The following is a 17201-nucleotide window of genomic DNA, read 5'->3' as shown; positions in this document are numbered from 1 at the left end:
GGGAAGGCGCGGGTAGAGAGAGGAAGAAGGGGGCGGCTCAGGCGTTGACCACGCGGCCGCTGCTGTCGAACCAGTGGGCCTGGCCGGTCGCCACGTCCAGCGTCACGGCGTCGCCGGGGCTCAGGTGGGTGCGCTCGCTCTGGCGCGCCACCAGCTGCGCGCCCTCGGCTGTGTGCACGTAGATCAGCGTCTCGGCGCCGAGCGCCTCCACCAGATCGACCCGGCCCCGCACCAGGCCTTGGTCGTCCTGCCGCACCACCACCGTTTCCGGGCGCAGGCCGATCGAGCCGCCCTGGGCCCCGGGCGGCACCAGTGGCATCGCGGCGGCGGGCAGCTGCGCGCTGGGCACCACGTTCATCTGCGGCGTGCCGATGAACTGCGCCACGAACTGGTTGGCCGGCTTGTCGTACAGCTCCAGCGGCGTGCCCACCTGTTCGATCAGGCCGTCGCGCAGCACCACCACGCGGTCGGCCAGCGTCATGGCTTCCACCTGGTCGTGCGTCACGTAGATGGTGGTGGCGCCCAGGTCGCGGTGCAGCTTGGCGATCTCCACGCGGGTCTGGCCGCGCAGCGCCGCGTCCAGGTTGGAGAGCGGTTCGTCGAACAGGAACACCTTGGGCGCACGCACGATGGCGCGGCCGATGGCCACGCGCTGGCGCTGGCCGCCCGAGAGCTCCTTGGGCGTGCGCTGCAGGTAGGGCGTGAGGTTCAGGATGTCGGCCGCCCGGTTCACCTTCTCGGCGATGACCTTCGGGTCCACCTTGGCGAGCTTGAGCGCGAAGCTCATGTTTTCAAACACGCTCATGTGCGGGTAGAGCGCGTAGCTCTGGAACACCATCGCGAGGTCGCGCTTGCTCGACGGCAGGTGCGTGATGTCGCGGCCTTCGAGGCTGAGCGTGCCGCCGTCGATGTGCTCCAGCCCGGCGATCAGCCGCAGCAGCGTGGATTTGCCGCAGCCCGAAGGCCCGACGAAGACGACGAACTCGCCTTGCTGGATGTCCAGATCGATGCCCTTGATGGCGCGGTGTTCACCGAAGAATTTTTCGATGCCTTTGAGTTGCAGGTAGGCCATGGTTCTTGTCCTGAAGATGTTTACTTGACGGCGCCGAAGGTGAGGCCTTGGACCAACTGCTTTTGGCTGAACCAGCCGAAGATCACGATGGGCGCGATGGCCATCAGCGAGGCGGCGGAGAGCTTGGCCCAGAACAGGCCTTCGGGGCTGGAGTAGCTGGCGATGAGCGTGGCCAGCGTGCCGGCCTGGGCCGAGCTCAGGTTCAGGCTCCAGAACGCTTCGTTCCACGAGAGCACCAGGCACAGCAGGCCGGTGGACGCGAAGCCGCCGAGCGACAGCGGCAGCAGCACCTTGGTGGCCTCCTGCCAGAGCGTGGCGCCGTCCATGCGCGCGGCCTCCAGGATCTCGTTCGGAATCTCCTTGAAGGCCGAATACAGCATCCACACCATGATGGGCAGGTTCGACAGCGTGAACACGATGATCAGCGCGAGCTGGGTGTCGAGCAGGTGGCTCTTTTGCGCCAGCACGTAGATGGGCACCAGCGCGCCCACGGCCGGCATCATCTTGGTGGAGAGCATCCACATCAGGATGTCCTTGTCGCGCTTGCCCTTGAAGAAGGCCATGGCGTAGGCCGCGGGCGCGGCGATGGCCAGACCGAGCACGGTGGACACCACGCTGGTGACGACCGAGTTCCAGGCGTAGTGCAGGTAATCGCTGCGTTCCTGCACCTCGTGGAAGTTCTCCAGCGTGGGCGTGAAGAACAGCTCGGGCGGGATGGCGATGGCCTGCAGCTCGGTCTTGAACGCGGTCAGCAGCAGCCAGCCGAGCGGGAAAAACAGCAGCAGGGCCACGGCCCAGGCGCCGACAGTGCGCAGCGCGTAGGCGGGGGTGTAGGTGGATTGGCGTGCCATGTTGATCTCACTTGTCCAGGTTTTTTCCGACCATGCGGATCAGAAAGATCGCCGCGATGTTCGCCAGCAGAACAGCGAACAGCGCCCCGGCCGAGGCCACGCCGGCGTCGAAATTGAGCAGCGCCTGCTTGAAGATCAGGAAGGCCACGTTGGTGCTGGCGTCGCCCGGGCCACCGCCGGTGGTGGTGTAGATCTCGGCGAACACGCTGAGCAGAAAGATCATCTCGATCATCACCACCACGGCGACCGAGCGGCCCAGGTGCGGGATGTAGAGGTAGCCCAGCTGCTGCCAGTAGGTGGCGCCGTCCATGCGCGCGGCTTCGAGTTGCTCGCGGTTCATGCTCTGCAGCGAAGTCATGAAGATCAGCGTGGCAAAGGGCAGCCACTGCCACGACACCATCACGATGATGGAGAACAGCGGGTGGTCGGTCAGCCAGTCCACCGGCGTGGCGCCAAAGAAAGCCCACACCTGGGCCAGCACGCCGTAGATGGGGTTCATCATCATGTTCTTCCACATCAGCGCGTTGACCGTGGGCATGACGAAGAACGGCGAGATGAGCAGCACGCGCACCAGGCCGCGGCCGGCAAACGGCTCGTTGATCAGCAGGGCAATGGCGATGCCGAAGACCACGGTGATCAGGATCACGCTGCCGAGCAGCAGCAGGGTGTTCATCACCGCCGTGCCGAAGGACGGGTCGGTGACGAAGTATTCGAAGTTCTCCAGGCCGATGAAACCGGTCTGGTCGGGCTGCATCAGGTTGTAGCGGATGACGCTGAAATAGATCGTCATCACCAGCGGCACGATCATCCAGAGGAAGAGCGTGGCCACGGCGGGCGTGAGCAGCAGTCGGGGGAGCAGGCGGTTCATGGGGAGGCCTTGGAGAAAACAAAAGAACGGAAGGCGATTGGCTTCAGAACTCCCTCCCCCGCTGGGGGAGGGTGGGGGTGGGGGCCGGTTCGGTGCCAGGGTGTTCGCAGACAGCACACCTGCCCGCGAGCCCCCACCCCAGCCCTCCCCCAGCGGGGGAGGGAGCCAAGCGCCGTCTGGGGCGCCTCTTACTTGTAATAACCCGCCTTCTTCATCTCCCGCTCGGCCGCCACCTGGCCGGCCTTGAGCGCGGCGTCCACCGTGGTCTTGCCGGCCAGGGCGGCGCTCATCTGCTGGCCCACGGCGATGCCGATGGCCTGGAACTCCGGGATGGCGGCGAACTGCACGCCCACGTACGGGCTCTTGGGCAGGGTCGAATCGTTCGGGTTCGCGGTGTCGATGGCGAGTTTTTCCGCCGGTGCAAACCGCGCGGCCTTCAGGAAGTCCGCGTTCGCGTAGGTGCTCTTGCGCGTGCCGGTGGGCACGGTGCCCCAGCCGTTGGTCTTGCCCACCAGGTTGATGTAGTCCTTGGAGGTGGCCCAGCTGATGAACTTCTGCGCCGCGTCCACCTTCTGCGAGCCGGCCGGGATGGCCAGCGACCAGGCCCAGAGCCAGTTCGCGCCCTTGGGCGTCACTTGCGTGGGCGCCTGGGCAAACGCCATCTGGTCGGCCACCTTGGACTGCTTGGGGTCGCTCACGAACGAGGCGGCGATGGTGGCGTCGATCCACATGCCGCACTTGCCCGAGTTGGTCAGCGCCAGGATCTCATTGAAGCTGTTGGCGCTGGAGCCGGGCGGGCCGTAGTTCTTCAGCAGGTCCACGTAGAAGGTGATCGCGTCTTTCCAGGGCTTGCTTTCCAGCTGTGGCTTCCAGCTCATGTCGAACCACTGGCCGCCGAAGGTGTTCACCAGCGTGGACAGGAAAGCCATGTTGTCGCCCCAGCCCGGCTTGCCGCGCAGGCAGATGCCGTACACGCCGTCCTTGGGGTTGTGGATCTTCTTGGCCAGATCGGCGATCTGGGTCCAGGTGGGGCGCTCGGGCACGGTCACGCCGGCCTTGTCGGCCAGGTCCTTGCGGTACATCAGCATGGAGCTTTCGCCGTAGAACGGGGCGGCGTAGAGCTTGCCGTTCACCGACAGGCCGTTGCGCATGGCGGGCAGCAGGTCGTCCACGTCGTAGGCGGCGTCGGTCTTGAGTTCCTGCAGCCAGCCCTTCTTGCCCCAGATCGGGGTTTCGTACATGCCGATGGTCATCACGTCGAACTGGCCGCCCTTGGTGGCGATGTCGGTGGTGACGCGCTGGCGCAGCACGCCTTCTTCCAGCGTGACCCACTTGAGCTTGATGTCGGGGTTGGCGGCTTCGAAGTGTTTGCCGAGTTTCTGCATCTCGATCATGTGGCCGTTGTTCACGGTCGCGATCACGAGTTCGGTGGCGGCGTGCGCCATGCCGGCGCTCAGCAGCGCGGCGGTGAGGACGGAAGCGAGGCGGAATTTCACAGTTTGTCTCCTTGGAGGATGGTGGGTGCTCGTTCGACGGCCATCTCTGGACCGTGGGGGAATTCTCACCACCGTGCCGCGCACGATTTGTACGGAAAGGGGCAAGGTATGTACTCTCTTGCATTCAAAGCATGGGATTTACCCTATGAAGTGGCGCAAAGTTTGTGTCCTGGGCCATCGCATACCCCACGGGTAAGATCGCCGGCACCCCCGAAACCCACGGTGATCCCCATGCGCAAGCGCATCCTTTTGCTGGAAGACGAACAGGCGATTGCCGACACGCTGCTCTACGTGTTGCGCGGCGACGGGTTCGAGGTGCGCCATGCGCGCCTGGTCAGCGAGGCGCTGCAGGCCCTGCACAGCGAGCCACCCGACCTCGCCATCCTCGACGTGGGCGTGCCCGACGGCAATGGTTTCGACGTCTGCCGCGCGATCCGCAAGACCAGCGAGCTGCCCATCGTTTTCCTGACCGCGCGCAGTGAAGAAATCGACCGCATCCTAGGCCTGGAACTCGGTGCCGACGATTACGTGAGCAAACCCTTTTCACCGCGCGAGGTCTGCGCCCGCGTGCGCGCGATTCTGCGGCGCAGTGCGGGGCGCCCCGCAGGGGACGCGCAGGTGGTTGCGGCGCCGGGCGGGGGGGCTCACTTGCAACTGGACGAAGCCAGTCAACGCATCCGATGCGACGGTCAACCGCTCGCGCTCACCCGGTACGAGTACCTGCTGCTGGCCACGCTGATCAGGCGCCCGCAGCGCATCTTCTCTCGCCGCGAGCTCATGGACCTGGTGTGGGGCGACGCGCCCGACTCGTCGGAGCGCACGGTGGACGCGCACGTGAAACTGCTGCGCGCCAAGCTGCGCGAGCGCGGCGTGGCGGCCGAGCTGATCCAGACCCACCGCAACATGGGCTATTCGCTTCAGGTTTGATATGAGGCCCCCACGCTCACTGCGTTCGCTGCCCCCCAAGGGGGCGCTCAGGCCCTTCGGAACGGCCGGGCGGGACTGACATGCGCATCGGCCTTCGACTCCTGCTCGGCTTCTTCCTGGTCCTGGGCCTGGCGCTGTTCGTGGTGCTGCGCATCTTTCTCGAAGAGGTGAAACCGGGCACGCGCCTTGCCATGGAGGACAGCCTGGTGGACGCGGCCTACGGATTTGCGCAGCTCGCCGCGCCCGACATGAAAGCCGGGGTGATCGCCAGCGGCGGCTTCGCGCAGGCCATGAGCGCGCTGCCCGCGCTCAAGCCCAATGCCTCGATCTGGGGTTTCCAGAAGGACCGCATTCACACCCGCATCACCGTCACCGACGCGCGCGGCATCGTTGTGTTCGACAGCCGTGGGCAAGACCTGGGCAAGGACCATTCGCGCTGGAACGACGTGTACAAAACCCTGCGTGGCGAATACGGCGCGCGCTCCAGCGGGGAGAGCGCCTACGACGCCGACCGCACGGTGATGCACGTGGCCGCGCCCATCCGAGATGGCGCACGGATCATCGGCGTGCTCACCGTCTCGCGGCCCAACCAGACGCTGGAGCCCTACATCCAGCGCAGCCGCGACCGCATCCTGAACTGGTCCTGGGGCCTGCTCGGCATCTCGCTGTTGGTCGGCCTGTTGTTCACCTGGTGGATGGCCAGCTCGCTTTCGCGTCTGCGCGGCTACGCCAACGCGGTGGCGCGCGGCGAGCGCGCCGAGTTGCCGCGCATGGGGCGCCTCTCCGGCAACACCGAGTTCAGCGACCTGGCCCAGGCGGTCGAGCGCATGCGCCTCAAGCTCGAAGACAAGGCCTACGTCGAAAACTATGTGCACACCCTCACGCACGAGCTCAAGAGCCCGCTGGCGGCCATCCGCGGCGCGGCCGAACTGCTGCAGGAGCCGCTGCCCGAGGCCGAGCGCGAACGCTTCGCCGCCAACATCCAGCGCCAGACCGAGCGCCTGCAGCAACTGATCGACAAGCTGCTCGGCCTGGCCGACGTGGAGCAGATGCGCCAGTTGCGCGACGTGGAAAGCGTGGACCTCTCCGCCCTCACGCGCGAGCTGCTGCACACGGCCGAGCCCCGCACCCGGCGCAAAGGGCTTCGCGTGGTGGACCAACTGGGCGATGGCATGGTGGTGCAGGGCAACCGCTTCCTGATCGCGCAGGCGCTGCAGAACCTGCTGGACAACGCCATCGACTTCTCGCCCCCGGGCGGTGCGCTCACACTGCGCCTGGCGCAGGCCGGCGGCGGCGTGGAATGGTCGGTGCGCGACGAGGGGCCGGGCGTGCCCGACTACGCGGTCGGCAAGATCTTCGAGCGCTTCTACTCACTGCCGCGCGGCGAGGCCCAGGAAAAGAGCTCCGGCCTGGGCCTGTGCCTGGTGAAAGAGGTGAGCGATCTGCACGGCGGCGAGGTCCGCGTGGACAACGTGGAAGGGCCACGCGGTTGCCTGGCCACCTGGCGCCTGCCGGCCTGATTTCACACCCGCTTCACACAGGTCGCGCGAGCGCCGCACACCCGTTTTCAAGAATCGCTCCGTCCCCAACAACGGAGTGAGAAGTGAACAAATATCCCCTGCTGAGCAAGACTCTGGTCATCGGTTTTCTGATGCTCCTGCTGTCCATTCCCCTGATGATGGTGCGCGACGTGATCCAGGAGCGCAGCACGAACCGGCGCGCCGCCACCGAGGAAGTGGCGCGCGCCCACTCGGGCAGCCAGACGCTGACCGGGCCGGTGCTGCACGTGCCCTACACCGAGACCTACACCCGCACCCTGATCGTCGACGTCGAGAAGAACACGAAGCGCGAGGAGACCGTCAAGGAAACCCGTGTGGCGACCGTGTTCCCGACCACCATGGACACACGCAGCCGCCTCGACACCGAGACGCGCTGGCGCGGCATCTTCCCCGTCACCGTCTACAACAGCCGGCACGACAGCACCGGGCGCTTCGTCTGGAGCGGTGTGGAGCCGCGCGAGAGCGGCGGCCAGATCACGCTCGGGCAACCCTGGCTGACGCTGGGCGTGAGCGACCTGCGCGGCCTGCTGGGCCGGCCCGAGCTCACCCTGGGGGGCAAGCCCCTGGCCATCGCCGCGTCCCCGGCCGCTGAGCAACTGCCCTTGCCACTGGCCGCCCCGGTGGACGCCACCTGGCTGCAACCCGGCACCACGCTGGACTTCACGCTCGGCATGGACCTGGCGGGCACCGGCCGCATCGGCTTCGTGCCACTGGCCGATGACAACAAGGTGACCCTGGTCTCGCCCTGGCCGCACCCGAGCTTCGTCGGCGACTTCCTGCCGCGCAGCCGCACGGTGTCTCCCCAAGGCTTCGAAGCCAGCTGGAGCGTGCCGTCGCTCTCCACCCAGGCGCAGCAGCAGTTCCTCTTGGCCGGCAAAGAGCGCGCCGGTGTTGACAGCTTCTCGGTCTCGCTCGAGAACCCGGTGGACGTGTACCGCCTCACCGAGCGCGCCACCAAGTACGCCATGATGTTCATCGTGCTGACATTCGCCGCCTTCTTCGTGCTGGAGATGGTCAAACGCTGGCGCATCCACCCCATGCAGTACCTGATGATCGGTGCCGCTCTGGTGCTTTTCTTCCTGCTGCTGCTCTCCTTGTCGGAGCACCTCGACTTCGTCGGCGCCTACCTGCTCGCCAGCCTCGCCTGCATCGCGCTGATGGGCCACTACCTGCGCCACGTGCTAGGCGGCTGGCGGTCCAGCCTGGGCATGAGCGGCATGCTGGTGGCGCTGTACGGCGTGCTCTACGGCATCCTGATCTCCGAAGACAACGCGCTCATGATGGGCTCGCTGCTGCTCTTCGGCGTGCTCGCCGCCATCATGGTCGCCACCCGCAAGCTCGACTGGTACAACGTGATGGGCAGCGAGCCCAAGCCGACCGAGCCACCGCGTTCACCGCAGAGGCCCGCACCGGAACCCGTGGTCTGAGCGGGGCAGAGCGGCCATGGCCACCTACCTCCACTTCGCCCCGGCCATCGCGCTGGCGGTGGCGATCGGCCCGCGCACCGTCGGCTGGCGGCTCACGCTGGCGGGCGCTTTCTGCGCCGTGTTGCCCGACGCCGACTTTGCCCTCGTCACGCTCGGGCTCGACCGGTACAGCGGCCCCTACGGGCATCGAGGGTTCATGCACTCCCTCGGTTTCGCCCTGGCCCTGGGGGCCTTTGGCGCCCTGTGGGCGGGGCCCGGGCGAGGCCGGCGGCTCGGCGCGGCGGCCTTTCTCGCGCTGTGCACGCTGTCGCACCCGCTGCTCGACGGCCTGATCGACCGGGGCATCTGCAACGCCTGGTGGTGGCCGCTGGACGGCGCGCGCCACTGCCTGGGCTGGCGGCCGATTCCGATGCGCGGCGTGGGCCTGTTCGGTGCGCTGCGCTTTCAGCTTGAGCTGCTGTGGATCGGCGGGCCGCTGCTGGCGCTGGCCAATGCCGGCATGCTGCTGCGCCGCCTCTGGCGCTGGGCCAGGCGCGCGCGCGTGCCCGCTGGCGCGCGCCGCCTGCCTGGCGCGGCGGAGCCGGGCGGGACGGTTCGTTCCCCGGCGCCCGGCGCGCGGTGGGGCGGCGCCGGTGCGGCAGCCGCCCCGGCTCCCACGCGCGATGGCCCTCGCGCCCAGCGCCAGCTCAGGGCCGAGGCCATGCGGGCATTCGCCACCGCGCTGCACTTGCACCGCCACGGGCAACGGTGCGAGGCGACCGGCGCGGTGGCCCAGTCCTGATGGCGCGCGCCGTCCTGTCCAAGGATCAAGCTTGCGCGGAGGCCTGCAGCGCGTCCTGTGCCTGCTGGCTCAGGAACTCCACCAGCCGTTCGGCGGCGGGCGTGAGGTCGCCCTGGCGGCGGAAGCAGACGGCGAACTCGCGATGCGCCCAGTCGTTGCGCAGCTTCACGATGCGCACCTGGCCGGCCGACACATAGATCTGGCTCACCTGGCGGGGCACCACGCTGATGCCCAGCCCGGCACCGACCACGCGGAACGCGGCGTCGAAGTTGGACACCACCACCCGGTAGTTCATGGTGCACCCGGCCCGGGCCGCGGCGCGGTGCAGCATGGTGTTGACCGCGGCCGAGGGCGGCAGGCCCACGTGTTCGTAGTCCAGCGTTTCTTCGAAGGTGACCGACGCCCGCCCGGCCAGTGGGTGGTCCAGCGGCACGGCCAGGGTCAGCTCGTCGCGTCGGTAGGGCCGGTGCTCCAGGCCGCCGAAATCGATGTTGCCCCAGCACACGCCGAGCGACGCCACGCCCTCGCGCACCATGGTGACGATGTCTCTGGAGAAGCGCTCCTCGATATCCACCTTGATGTCCTGGTGCTCGGGCGCGCGCATGAAGGCCGTGAGGTCGTCGAGCAGCGACTCGGCGATGGCCGATGCGCTGGCTACCACGCGCACCTGCCCCTTGATGCCGCCCTTGAAGGCGGCCATGTCGGCCTCGATGCGGTCCAGGGTGAAGAGCAGGGTGCGCGCGTGTTCCAGCAGCGCGCGGCCTGCTGGCGTGGGCACGGCGCCGCGCCGCCCACGCACCAGCACCGGCGTGCCGAGGGTGTCTTCCAGCTGGGCGATGCGTTTGCTGATGGCCGAGGGCTCGATGTGCTCCTGCGCCGCAGCGTCTTTCATGTTGCCGTTGTCGCACACGGCCACCAGCAGCCGCAGGGTTTTGAAGTCCAGGTCTCTCATCGGGGGAATACCCTTGCATAAAGTTCCAAATTGGAATCTTAATGGTTCCAATGATTCACTTGATGTTCTATATGGAATTCATAAACTGCGAGCCAGGCCCGACCCACAACTCCCCTCGAACCTGGAACCCCACCCATGAGCCTGTTGCCCGCCCAAGCCGTGATCCGCGAAGTCGGCCTGCGCGATGGTCTGCAAAGCATCCAGACCCTGGTGTCCACTGCGCACAAATGCGAGTGGATCGCCGACGCCTTCGCCGCTGGCCTGCGCGAGATCGAGGTGGGCTCCTTCGTGCCGCCCAGGCTGCTGCCCCAACTGGCCGACACGGCCGAGGTGCTGGCCTACGTCAGGACGCTGCCAGGCCTGAAGGCCAGTGTGCTGGTGCCCAATCTCAAGGGTGCCGAACGCGCCATCGAGGGCGGTGCCCATCTGATGATCCTGCCGCTCTCGGCAAGCCATGCGCACAGCCTGGCCAACCTGCGCAAGACACCCGACGAGGTGGTGGACGAGATGAAGCGCATCCGCGCCGCGCGCGATGCCGCGGGCAGCCAGACGCTCATCGAAGGCGGTGTGGGCACGGCCTTCGGCTGCACGATCCAGGGCGAAGTGCAAACCAGCGAAGTGCTGCGCCTGATGCAGGCTCTGCTCGACGCGGGCGCCGACCGCGTGAGCTTGGCCGACACCGTGGGCTACGCCGACCCGCATTCGGTGCGCACGCTGTTCGAGCAGGCGCTGAAGATCGCGGGCGACCGCTTCTGCTGCGGCCATTTCCACGACACGCGCGGCCTGGCGCTGGCCAATGTGTACGCGGCGCTCGAGGTGGGCGTGACCCGCTTCGACGCCTCGCTCGCCGGCATCGGCGGTTGCCCGCACGCCCCCGGCGCCAGCGGCAACGCGGCCAGCGAAGACCTGGCTTTCATGCTGCAGGCCTGTGGCGTGCGCACCGGCATTCACATTGAAAAGCTGCTGGCGCTGCGCGCCAAGGTGGTGGGCTGGCTGCCGGGCGAGCCGACGCACGGTGCGCTCTGGCGCGCCGGCCTGCCTAAGACGGCGTCGGCTGCCACAGCCGCAGCCGCCCACTGACGGTATTTCCCTTTCTCTTTCGCCGATCCGAGCACACCCCCATGCCAATCGAATCCACCGGACTCCCCCTCGAAGGCGTGCGCGTCGTCGAGTTCACCCACATGGTCATGGGCCCCACCTGCGGCATGATCCTGGCCGACCTGGGCGCCGAGGTCATCAAGGTCGAGCCGCCCGGCGGCGACAAGACCCGCACCCTGCCGGGCCTGGGCGTCGGCTTTTTCCGCAGTTTCAACCGCAACAAGAAGAGCGTGGTGCTCGACATCCAGACCGGCGAAGGCCTGGCCACCGCCAAGGAACTGATCGGCCAGTGCGATGTGCTGCTGGAGAACTTCCGCCCCGGCCTGATGGACAAGCTGGGTCTGGGCAGCCAGGCGCTGCGCGAGCAGTTCCCTCAGCTCATCTACGTGTCGCACAAGGGCTTTCTGCCCGGCCCCTACGAGAGCCGCCTGGCGCTGGACGAGGTGGTGCAGAACATGGCCGGCCTGACCTACATGACCGGTCCGGTGGGGCGCCCGCTGCGCGCGGGCTCGTCGGTGAACGACATCATGGGCGGCATGTTCGGCGCCATCGGCGTGCTGGCCGCGCTGCGCGAACGCGACCGCGTGGGCGGCACCGGCAAAGGCCAGGAAATCCAGAGCGCCCTGTTTGAAAACTGCTGCCTGCTGGCCTCGCAGCACATGCAGCAGTTCCAGATGACGGGCGAGGTGCCGCCGCCGTTTCCCTCGCGCATTTCCGCCTGGAGCGTGTACGACACCTTCACCGTGGCGAACGGTGAGCAGTTGTTCGTTGGCGCGGTGAGCGACAAGCAGTTCGCCACGCTGTGCCAGGTGATCGAGCGGCCCGACCTCGCCAACGACCCAGCCCTGGCCACGAACGAACAGCGTGTCGCCGTGCGCCCCGCGTTGCTGCAAAAGCTGGGCGAGACCCTGCAGCACCTGGACCTGGAAACCCTGTGCGCCCGGCTGCAGGCCGCCGGCCTGCCGTATGCCAAGGTGGTCCGCCCCGACCAGCTGGTGCACGACGAACACCTGATCGCCAGTGGCGGCTTGGTGCCCATGGGCACCGAAGACGGCGAGACCACCCAGGTCGTGCTGCTGCCGCTGCTGATGGGCGGGCGCCGCCCCGGCGTGCGCAGCCCGCTGCCCGCGATCGGCGAACACACCGACGAAGTGCTGGCCCGTCTCGCCCCCGCCCCTGTTCCCGCTTCCGTTTGACCCCGTTTTTTACCCAGAACCAGGAGACAACCATGACCCAGACCTTCAACCGCCGCACCCTCATCGCCGTGGCCGCTTCGTGCCTTTTGGGCTCGGCCCCGGCCGGGGCGCAGACCAGCGCGGCGCTGCGCGTGATCCTTCCCGTGGGCGCCGGCTCCGGGGTGGACACCATCGTGCGCTCGGCGCAGAACGCCTTGTCCAAGGCGCTGAGCGGTCAGGCCGTGGTGATTGAAAACTTGCCAGGCGCGGGCGGCATCACCGGCACCTCGGCGCTGGTCAAGGCAGCGCCCGACGGCAACACCGTGGCCTTCATCTCGAACAACCACGCCGTCAACCCCAGCGTGTTCAAGACCATTCCCTACGACAGCCTGAACGACATCACGCCCATCAGCGTGGTCGGTGGTTCGCCCTTCGTGCTGGTGGTGAACCCGGCCAAGCTGCCGGTGAAGAACGCGAAGGAATTGCAGGCCATGCTGAAATCGAAGCCGGGCCAGTTCAACATGGCCTCGTCGGGCAACGGCACCATCATCCACCTGGCGGGTGAGATGTTCGTCGACGCGGCCGGTGCCCAGATCCAGCACATTCCCTACAAAGGCATGGGTCCGATGCTCACCGACATGATCGGCGGACAGGTGGACTTTGGCGTGGCGGCGGTGCCGGCGGTGCAGGGCCATCTGGCCGGTGGGCGCCTGCGCGCCATCGGCATCATGGGCAAGAGCCGCGTGGCCACGCTGCCGGACGTGCCCACCATCGGCGAGCAGGGCTTTCCCGAGGTGGACGTGGAAGGCTGGTTCGCCATGATAGGACCCAAGGGCCTGCCCGCAGCCCAGGTGGACCGCCTGCACAAGGCCGTGGTGGCCGCCTTCAACGACCCCGAAGTCAAAGCCGCCATGGCCAAGCAGGACAACTTCATCCACCCCGGCAGCCCGGGTGAAGCGGTCAGGTTCCTGAAGACAGAACAGGAGCGCTTTGCCAAGCTGGTGGCCAAGGCCAACGTGAAGCTGGACTGAGCACCGCTTCAGCAGCCCCTGCCGGCGCCGCTCAATCCAGCGGCAGCGCGCTCGTGCACTTGAGCTCGTTCAGGCAGATGCTGGAGCGCACGCTGCTCACGCCCGGCAGCTGCGCCAGGGTGCCGAGCAGGAAGTCGGACAGGCCCTTGAGGTCGCGCGCCACGATCTTGCAGACGTAGTCGAAATCGCCCGTCACGGCGTAACACTCCAGCACCTCGGGCATCTTGCCCACGGTGCGCTGGAATTTCAGCACCTCCTTGTGTTGCCCGCGCTCCATCGACACGTGCACGAAGGCGGTCACGCCCAGGCCGAGCCGGTGCGCGTCCAGCCGCGCCTCGTAGCGCTGGATGTAGCCCGCGCTCTCCAGCCGCTTGTGGCGCCGGTTGCTCTGCGCGGGCGAGAGGTGCACCGCCTGCGCCAGTTCCTGGTTGCTCATGCGCCCGTTCTGCTGCAGGGCCGACAGGATGCGGCGGTCCAGCCGGTCGAGCGCTGAGGGATGCAAGGAATCTTCGGTCAAGTCGTTGTTCATGCAAGGGTTTCTTCAATGGGAGGCCATCCGTGGCCCGATATGAGAGCAAATTGTCTTCGATGCGGCGCAAACTGCACAGCTGTTTGCAGGGCCACGATCGAGCCTTGCCCAACACAACGAAGGAGACCGCCCATGACCCCCCTGGATGCACAAACCGCCCGCGAGCAGATGGCCCATCTGCCCGGCTGGGCATTGAACGCCGAGCGCGGCGCGATCTCGCGCAGCTTGCGCTTTTCCAACTTCGCCGAGGCCTTCGGCTTCATGGCGCAGATGGCCCTGGTGTCGGAGCGGCTGGACCACCACCCCGAGTGGTTCAACGTCTACAACCGCGTCGACATCACCCTCACCACGCACGACGCCAACGGGCTGTCGGAGCGCGACATCACCTGGGCCAAGGCCGCCGACGGCGCCTACGCCGCGTTCACGCGCAACGGAGGCTGAGATGCTGACCGACACCGCTGCACCCAAACACGGTCTGGCCGCCGGTGACGCCGGCCGCCCCGAGAACGCCGACTGGACCATCTCGCAAGGCTGGGAGCACTACACCCCCGCCGACCACGCCACCTGGAAGACCCTGTACGAGCGCCAGACCCAACTGCTGCCCGGGCGCGCCTGCGACGAGTTCGTGCAGGGCATGCGCGACCTGCCCATCGGCGCCGACGAGATCCCCGACTTCCGCCATCTGAGCGAGGTGCTGATGCCGCGCACCGGCTGGCAGGTGGTGGCCGTGCCCGGCCTGGTGCCCGACGACGTGTTCTTTGACCACCTGGCCAACCGCCGCTTCCCCGCGGGCAACTTCATCCGCAAGCCGCACGAGCTGGACTACCTGGAAGAGCCCGACGTGTTTCACGACGTGTTCGGCCACGTGCCCATGCTCATGAACCCGGCCATCGCCGACTTCATCCAGGCCTACGGCCAGGGCGGCCTGCGTGCACAGAAACTGGGCAACCTGAGCCAGCTCGCGCGGGTGTACTGGTACACGGTGGAATTCGGCCTGCTGCAGCAGGGCGACGGCCTGCGCCTCTACGGCTCGGGCATCGCCTCGTCGTACACCGAGTCGCAGTTCTGCCTGGACAGCCCCTCGCCCAACCGCATCCGCTTCGACCTGGAGCGCGTGATGCGCACCAACTACCGCATCGACGATTTCCAGGAAACCTATTTCGTGATCCGCGACCTGGACGAACTGCTCGAATTCACCCGCATCGACTTCGCGCCGCTGTACGAGCGCGCCACGCGAGCCCCTGAGCTGCAACCCGGCGACGTGCTGCCCACCGACCAGGTGTTCAGCCGCGGCGACGGCAGCTACCACCGCGCCAGAAAACAAGGAACCGCTGTATGAATATGAACAAAGCCCCCCAGAGCGTGATCGTCACCGGCGCGGCCGGCAACCTCGGGCAGGCCGTGGCCCACGCCTTCGGGGTGCGGGGCTACCGGCTGGCCCTGTTCGACCTGAACGCCGACGCCCTGCGCCGCGTCTACGGGCCCGACAGCGCCGACCAGCTGTGCGTGCCGCTCAACCTGCTGGACAAGCTCCAGGTGGAGGCGGCGGTGCAGCAGGTGGCCGGGCAATTCGGCGGCGTGGACGTGTTGTGCCACCTCGCCGGCGGCTTCCGCATGGGCGAAGCGGTGCACACCACCAGCGCCCAGACGCTGGACTTCCTGCTCGACATCAACCTGCGCGCGCTGCTGCCCATCAGCGCGGCCGTGGTGCCGCGCATGGTGGCCGCGGGCGGCGGGCGCATCGTCACCGTGGGCGCCATGGGCGCGCAGCGCGGCGGCGCGCAGATGGGGGCCTACGCGGCGTCCAAGAGCGCGCTGATGCGCATGACGGAGTCCATGTCGGCCGAGCTCAAGGGCCGGGGCATCAACGTCAACTGCGTGCTGCCCTCCATCATCGACACCCCGGAAAACCGCACCGCCATGCCCGAGGCCGACCCCACGCAGTGGGTGACGCCGCAGGCGCTGGCCGACGTGATGGTGTTCCTGGCCTCCGACGCCGCGCGCGCCGTGCACGGCGCGTCGATTCCGGTCACCGGGCTGGTCTGATCCGCTCAGTTCGCCGGGTAGGCGGAGTACTGGTCGGCCACCGCCCACCACTGCCCGCCTTCTTTCACGAAAAAGAACATGTCGCGCCCGCCCATCTGAACCGTCTGGCCGTTCATGTCGAAGGACATGTCGAAGTCGTACGCGACGACGGCCGAGTCGCCATACACGTGGATGACGGGGTCGATTTCCGTCCAGTGGTGGATGCGGGTGGACGTGGCGAAGCCCTTCCAGCCCGCCACGCAGGCCGCGCCGCCGTTGATGCGCTCGCGCTCGGTGGCCGTGATGGCGACCATGTTGCGGTGGAAATAGCGAGCAAGGTCATCCGGGTCGCCCTGGGTCCAGGCGTCGTTGAGGGCGCGCAGCGTGGCCCAGATCTCCTGTTGTACGGGGTCGTTGAATGGGGGCACGGGCATGGTGCGGTTCCTTGTGGGTGGTCGGTCAGTTGATGTGAAGCAGCGATTGAAAGCCGCCGCTCGCCAGCGTCTGGCGCAAGCCCGCGACCAGATCGGGCGCCTCGACGAACGGGTGATCGCGGTACAGGGCGGTGTTGGTGTCGCCCACCAGGCGGTCAAACGCGTTGCGGCCCTGGATGGAAATGTCTTTGATGCGGATGTAGTGCGTTCTGGCGAACACCAGCTGCTTCGGGTCCACCACGCCGTCGCGCACGAAGGCCCGGGTCTTGCGCGCGCAGCGGCAGGGGTTGCGCGGATTCACCAGGCCGCAGCGGTCTTGCATGAAAGCGCTCAAGTCCTTGCGCGCACGGGACAGCAACTGGCGAAAGTTGTCTTTGCTGATGTCCAGCACCTGGCTGCCCACGGTGTCGTTCACCTCGAACACCTCGCCCAGCACGAACACCAGACGCTGTTGGCGGTCCAGGCACAACAGCATGCCCATCATGCAACTGAGCTTGGCTTCTTCCACCAGCAAATGCCGCTCGGGGGCGGAACCATGCTCGGCGCCCAGGTCTTCGTCCGAGGCATGCGCTAGGTAGTCGGCATAACAGTCAAAACCCTGTACCGCAATCTCCGGGTGGCTGCGCTTGCGGTCCAGAAGGAGATTGAAGGCGATGCGGTACGCCCAGGTGCTGAAGGCGCTGTCGCCCCGAAAAGTGGACAGGTGGGTGACGATCTTCAGCAAGCTCTCTTGCGTGGCTTCTTCGGCGTCTTGTGGCTGCTGGAGCATGCGCAGCGCCACGTTGTACAGCCAGGCCTGGTGGCGGCGCAGCAAGGTGTCCAGCGACGCAACGTCACCGGTCAGCGCGAGTTCCACCAGACGCTCGTCGGTGGTGTGCGTGGCGCTGCTGGCGTTGTCCTGGGGAAGGGGTTGGGCCGATGGTGTTTCGTGTTCCATGCCTGATTAGACGGGATGGCCGACCCCACCGTGACAGTT

Annotated in this window: 18 protein-coding genes; 10 read left to right on the top strand and 8 right to left on the bottom strand. The window is 67.2% G+C overall.

Annotated features, from left to right (window positions below):
- Positions 1-37: 37 nt before the first annotated feature.
- The 4 genes from AC07YZ_RS05035 to AC07YZ_RS05020 all read right to left on the bottom strand — a co-directional run bounded on the left by AC07YZ_RS05035 (position 38) and on the right by AC07YZ_RS05020 (position 4236).
- Positions 38-1072: an ABC transporter ATP-binding protein gene (locus AC07YZ_RS05035; protein ID WP_494793944.1), complete on the bottom strand. Its 1035-nt coding sequence runs from the start codon at positions 1070-1072 to the stop codon at positions 38-40.
- A 20-nt stretch (positions 1073-1092) separates the two neighbouring features.
- On the bottom strand, positions 1093-1923 hold the full coding sequence (locus AC07YZ_RS05030) for a carbohydrate ABC transporter permease (protein ID WP_226492504.1): 831 nt from the start codon (positions 1921-1923) through the stop codon (positions 1093-1095).
- A gap of 7 nt (positions 1924-1930) precedes the next feature.
- Positions 1931-2791 (bottom strand): carbohydrate ABC transporter permease, encoded by an 861-nt coding sequence (locus AC07YZ_RS05025; protein ID WP_494793943.1) that lies wholly within the window; start codon positions 2789-2791, stop codon positions 1931-1933.
- 188 nt (positions 2792-2979) lie between these two features.
- A complete protein-coding gene (locus AC07YZ_RS05020) occupies positions 2980-4236 on the bottom strand; it encodes an ABC transporter substrate-binding protein (protein WP_494794038.1) in 1257 nt (418 codons plus the stop codon).
- Positions 4237-4518: 282 nt separating this feature from the next.
- Here AC07YZ_RS05020 and creB point away from each other — a divergent pair, with 282 nt between their 5' ends.
- From creB to AC07YZ_RS05000, 4 genes are all read left to right on the top strand, one after another.
- Complete coding sequence (gene creB, locus AC07YZ_RS05015) at positions 4519-5214, top strand: two-component system response regulator CreB (protein WP_494793942.1); 696 nt, start codon at positions 4519-4521, stop codon at positions 5212-5214.
- A gap of 80 nt (positions 5215-5294) precedes the next feature.
- Positions 5295-6734 (top strand): two-component system sensor histidine kinase CreC, encoded by a 1440-nt coding sequence (gene creC, locus AC07YZ_RS05010; protein ID WP_494793941.1) that lies wholly within the window; start codon positions 5295-5297, stop codon positions 6732-6734.
- 83 nt (positions 6735-6817) lie between these two features.
- Positions 6818-8200, top strand: coding sequence for a cell envelope integrity protein CreD (gene creD, locus AC07YZ_RS05005; protein WP_494793940.1), 1383 nt, complete (start codon positions 6818-6820; stop codon positions 8198-8200).
- Positions 8201-8216: 16 nt separating this feature from the next.
- Positions 8217-8981 (top strand): metal-dependent hydrolase, encoded by a 765-nt coding sequence (locus AC07YZ_RS05000; protein WP_494793939.1) that lies wholly within the window; start codon positions 8217-8219, stop codon positions 8979-8981.
- A 25-nt stretch (positions 8982-9006) separates the two neighbouring features.
- On the opposite strand, the gene AC07YZ_RS04995 is transcribed toward AC07YZ_RS05000, so the two are convergent.
- Complete coding sequence (locus AC07YZ_RS04995; RefSeq protein WP_494793938.1) at positions 9007-9933, bottom strand: LysR substrate-binding domain-containing protein; 927 nt, start codon at positions 9931-9933, stop codon at positions 9007-9009.
- Between the two features lie 135 nt (positions 9934-10068).
- Here AC07YZ_RS04995 and AC07YZ_RS04990 point away from each other — a divergent pair, with 135 nt between their 5' ends.
- From AC07YZ_RS04990 to AC07YZ_RS04980, 3 genes are read left to right on the top strand one after another with little or no spacing between them, the layout of a single operon-like run.
- Positions 10069-11013 (top strand): hydroxymethylglutaryl-CoA lyase, encoded by a 945-nt coding sequence (locus AC07YZ_RS04990; RefSeq protein ID WP_494793937.1) that lies wholly within the window; start codon positions 10069-10071, stop codon positions 11011-11013.
- A gap of 41 nt (positions 11014-11054) precedes the next feature.
- Positions 11055-12227 carry a CaiB/BaiF CoA transferase family protein gene (locus tag AC07YZ_RS04985; protein ID WP_494793936.1) on the top strand — a complete coding sequence of 391 codons (1173 nt, stop codon included), beginning with the start codon at positions 11055-11057 and terminating at the stop codon, positions 12225-12227.
- A gap of 32 nt (positions 12228-12259) precedes the next feature.
- Positions 12260-13237 carry a Bug family tripartite tricarboxylate transporter substrate binding protein gene (locus AC07YZ_RS04980; RefSeq protein ID WP_494793935.1) on the top strand — a complete coding sequence of 326 codons (978 nt, stop codon included), beginning with the start codon at positions 12260-12262 and terminating at the stop codon, positions 13235-13237.
- A 31-nt stretch (positions 13238-13268) separates the two neighbouring features.
- Here the strand turns inward: AC07YZ_RS04980 and AC07YZ_RS04975 are convergent, their stop codons facing one another.
- Entirely contained in the window at positions 13269-13766 is a 498-nt protein-coding gene (locus AC07YZ_RS04975) for an Lrp/AsnC family transcriptional regulator (protein WP_226492511.1), read from the bottom strand.
- 132 nt (positions 13767-13898) lie between these two features.
- On the opposite strand from AC07YZ_RS04975, the gene AC07YZ_RS04970 reads away from it, so the two are divergent.
- The 3 genes from AC07YZ_RS04970 to AC07YZ_RS04960 are packed head-to-tail and all read left to right on the top strand — an operon-like array spanning position 13899 to position 15812.
- Positions 13899-14207 carry a 4a-hydroxytetrahydrobiopterin dehydratase gene (locus tag AC07YZ_RS04970; RefSeq protein WP_226492512.1) on the top strand — a complete coding sequence of 103 codons (309 nt, stop codon included), beginning with the start codon at positions 13899-13901 and terminating at the stop codon, positions 14205-14207.
- 1 nt (position 14208) lies between these two features.
- On the top strand, positions 14209-15105 hold the full coding sequence (gene phhA / locus AC07YZ_RS04965; protein ID WP_494793934.1) for a phenylalanine 4-monooxygenase: 897 nt from the start codon (positions 14209-14211) through the stop codon (positions 15103-15105).
- A 2-nt stretch (positions 15106-15107) separates the two neighbouring features.
- A complete protein-coding gene (locus tag AC07YZ_RS04960; RefSeq protein ID WP_494794037.1) occupies positions 15108-15812 on the top strand; it encodes an SDR family oxidoreductase in 705 nt (234 codons plus the stop codon).
- 5 nt (positions 15813-15817) lie between these two features.
- On the opposite strand, the gene AC07YZ_RS04955 is transcribed toward AC07YZ_RS04960, so the two are convergent.
- A complete protein-coding gene (locus AC07YZ_RS04955; protein WP_226492514.1) occupies positions 15818-16225 on the bottom strand; it encodes a nuclear transport factor 2 family protein in 408 nt (135 codons plus the stop codon).
- A gap of 25 nt (positions 16226-16250) precedes the next feature.
- Positions 16251-17162, bottom strand: coding sequence for an RNA polymerase sigma factor (locus AC07YZ_RS04950; protein ID WP_494793933.1), 912 nt, complete (start codon positions 17160-17162; stop codon positions 16251-16253).
- Between the last annotated feature and the right edge of the window lie 39 nt (positions 17163-17201).

It is taken from the genome of Hydrogenophaga sp. GW101-3F08 (assembly GCF_059424585.1).
The sequence above is the reverse complement of the archived record's forward strand: the minus strand, read 5'-3'. Positions and strand labels throughout refer to the sequence as shown.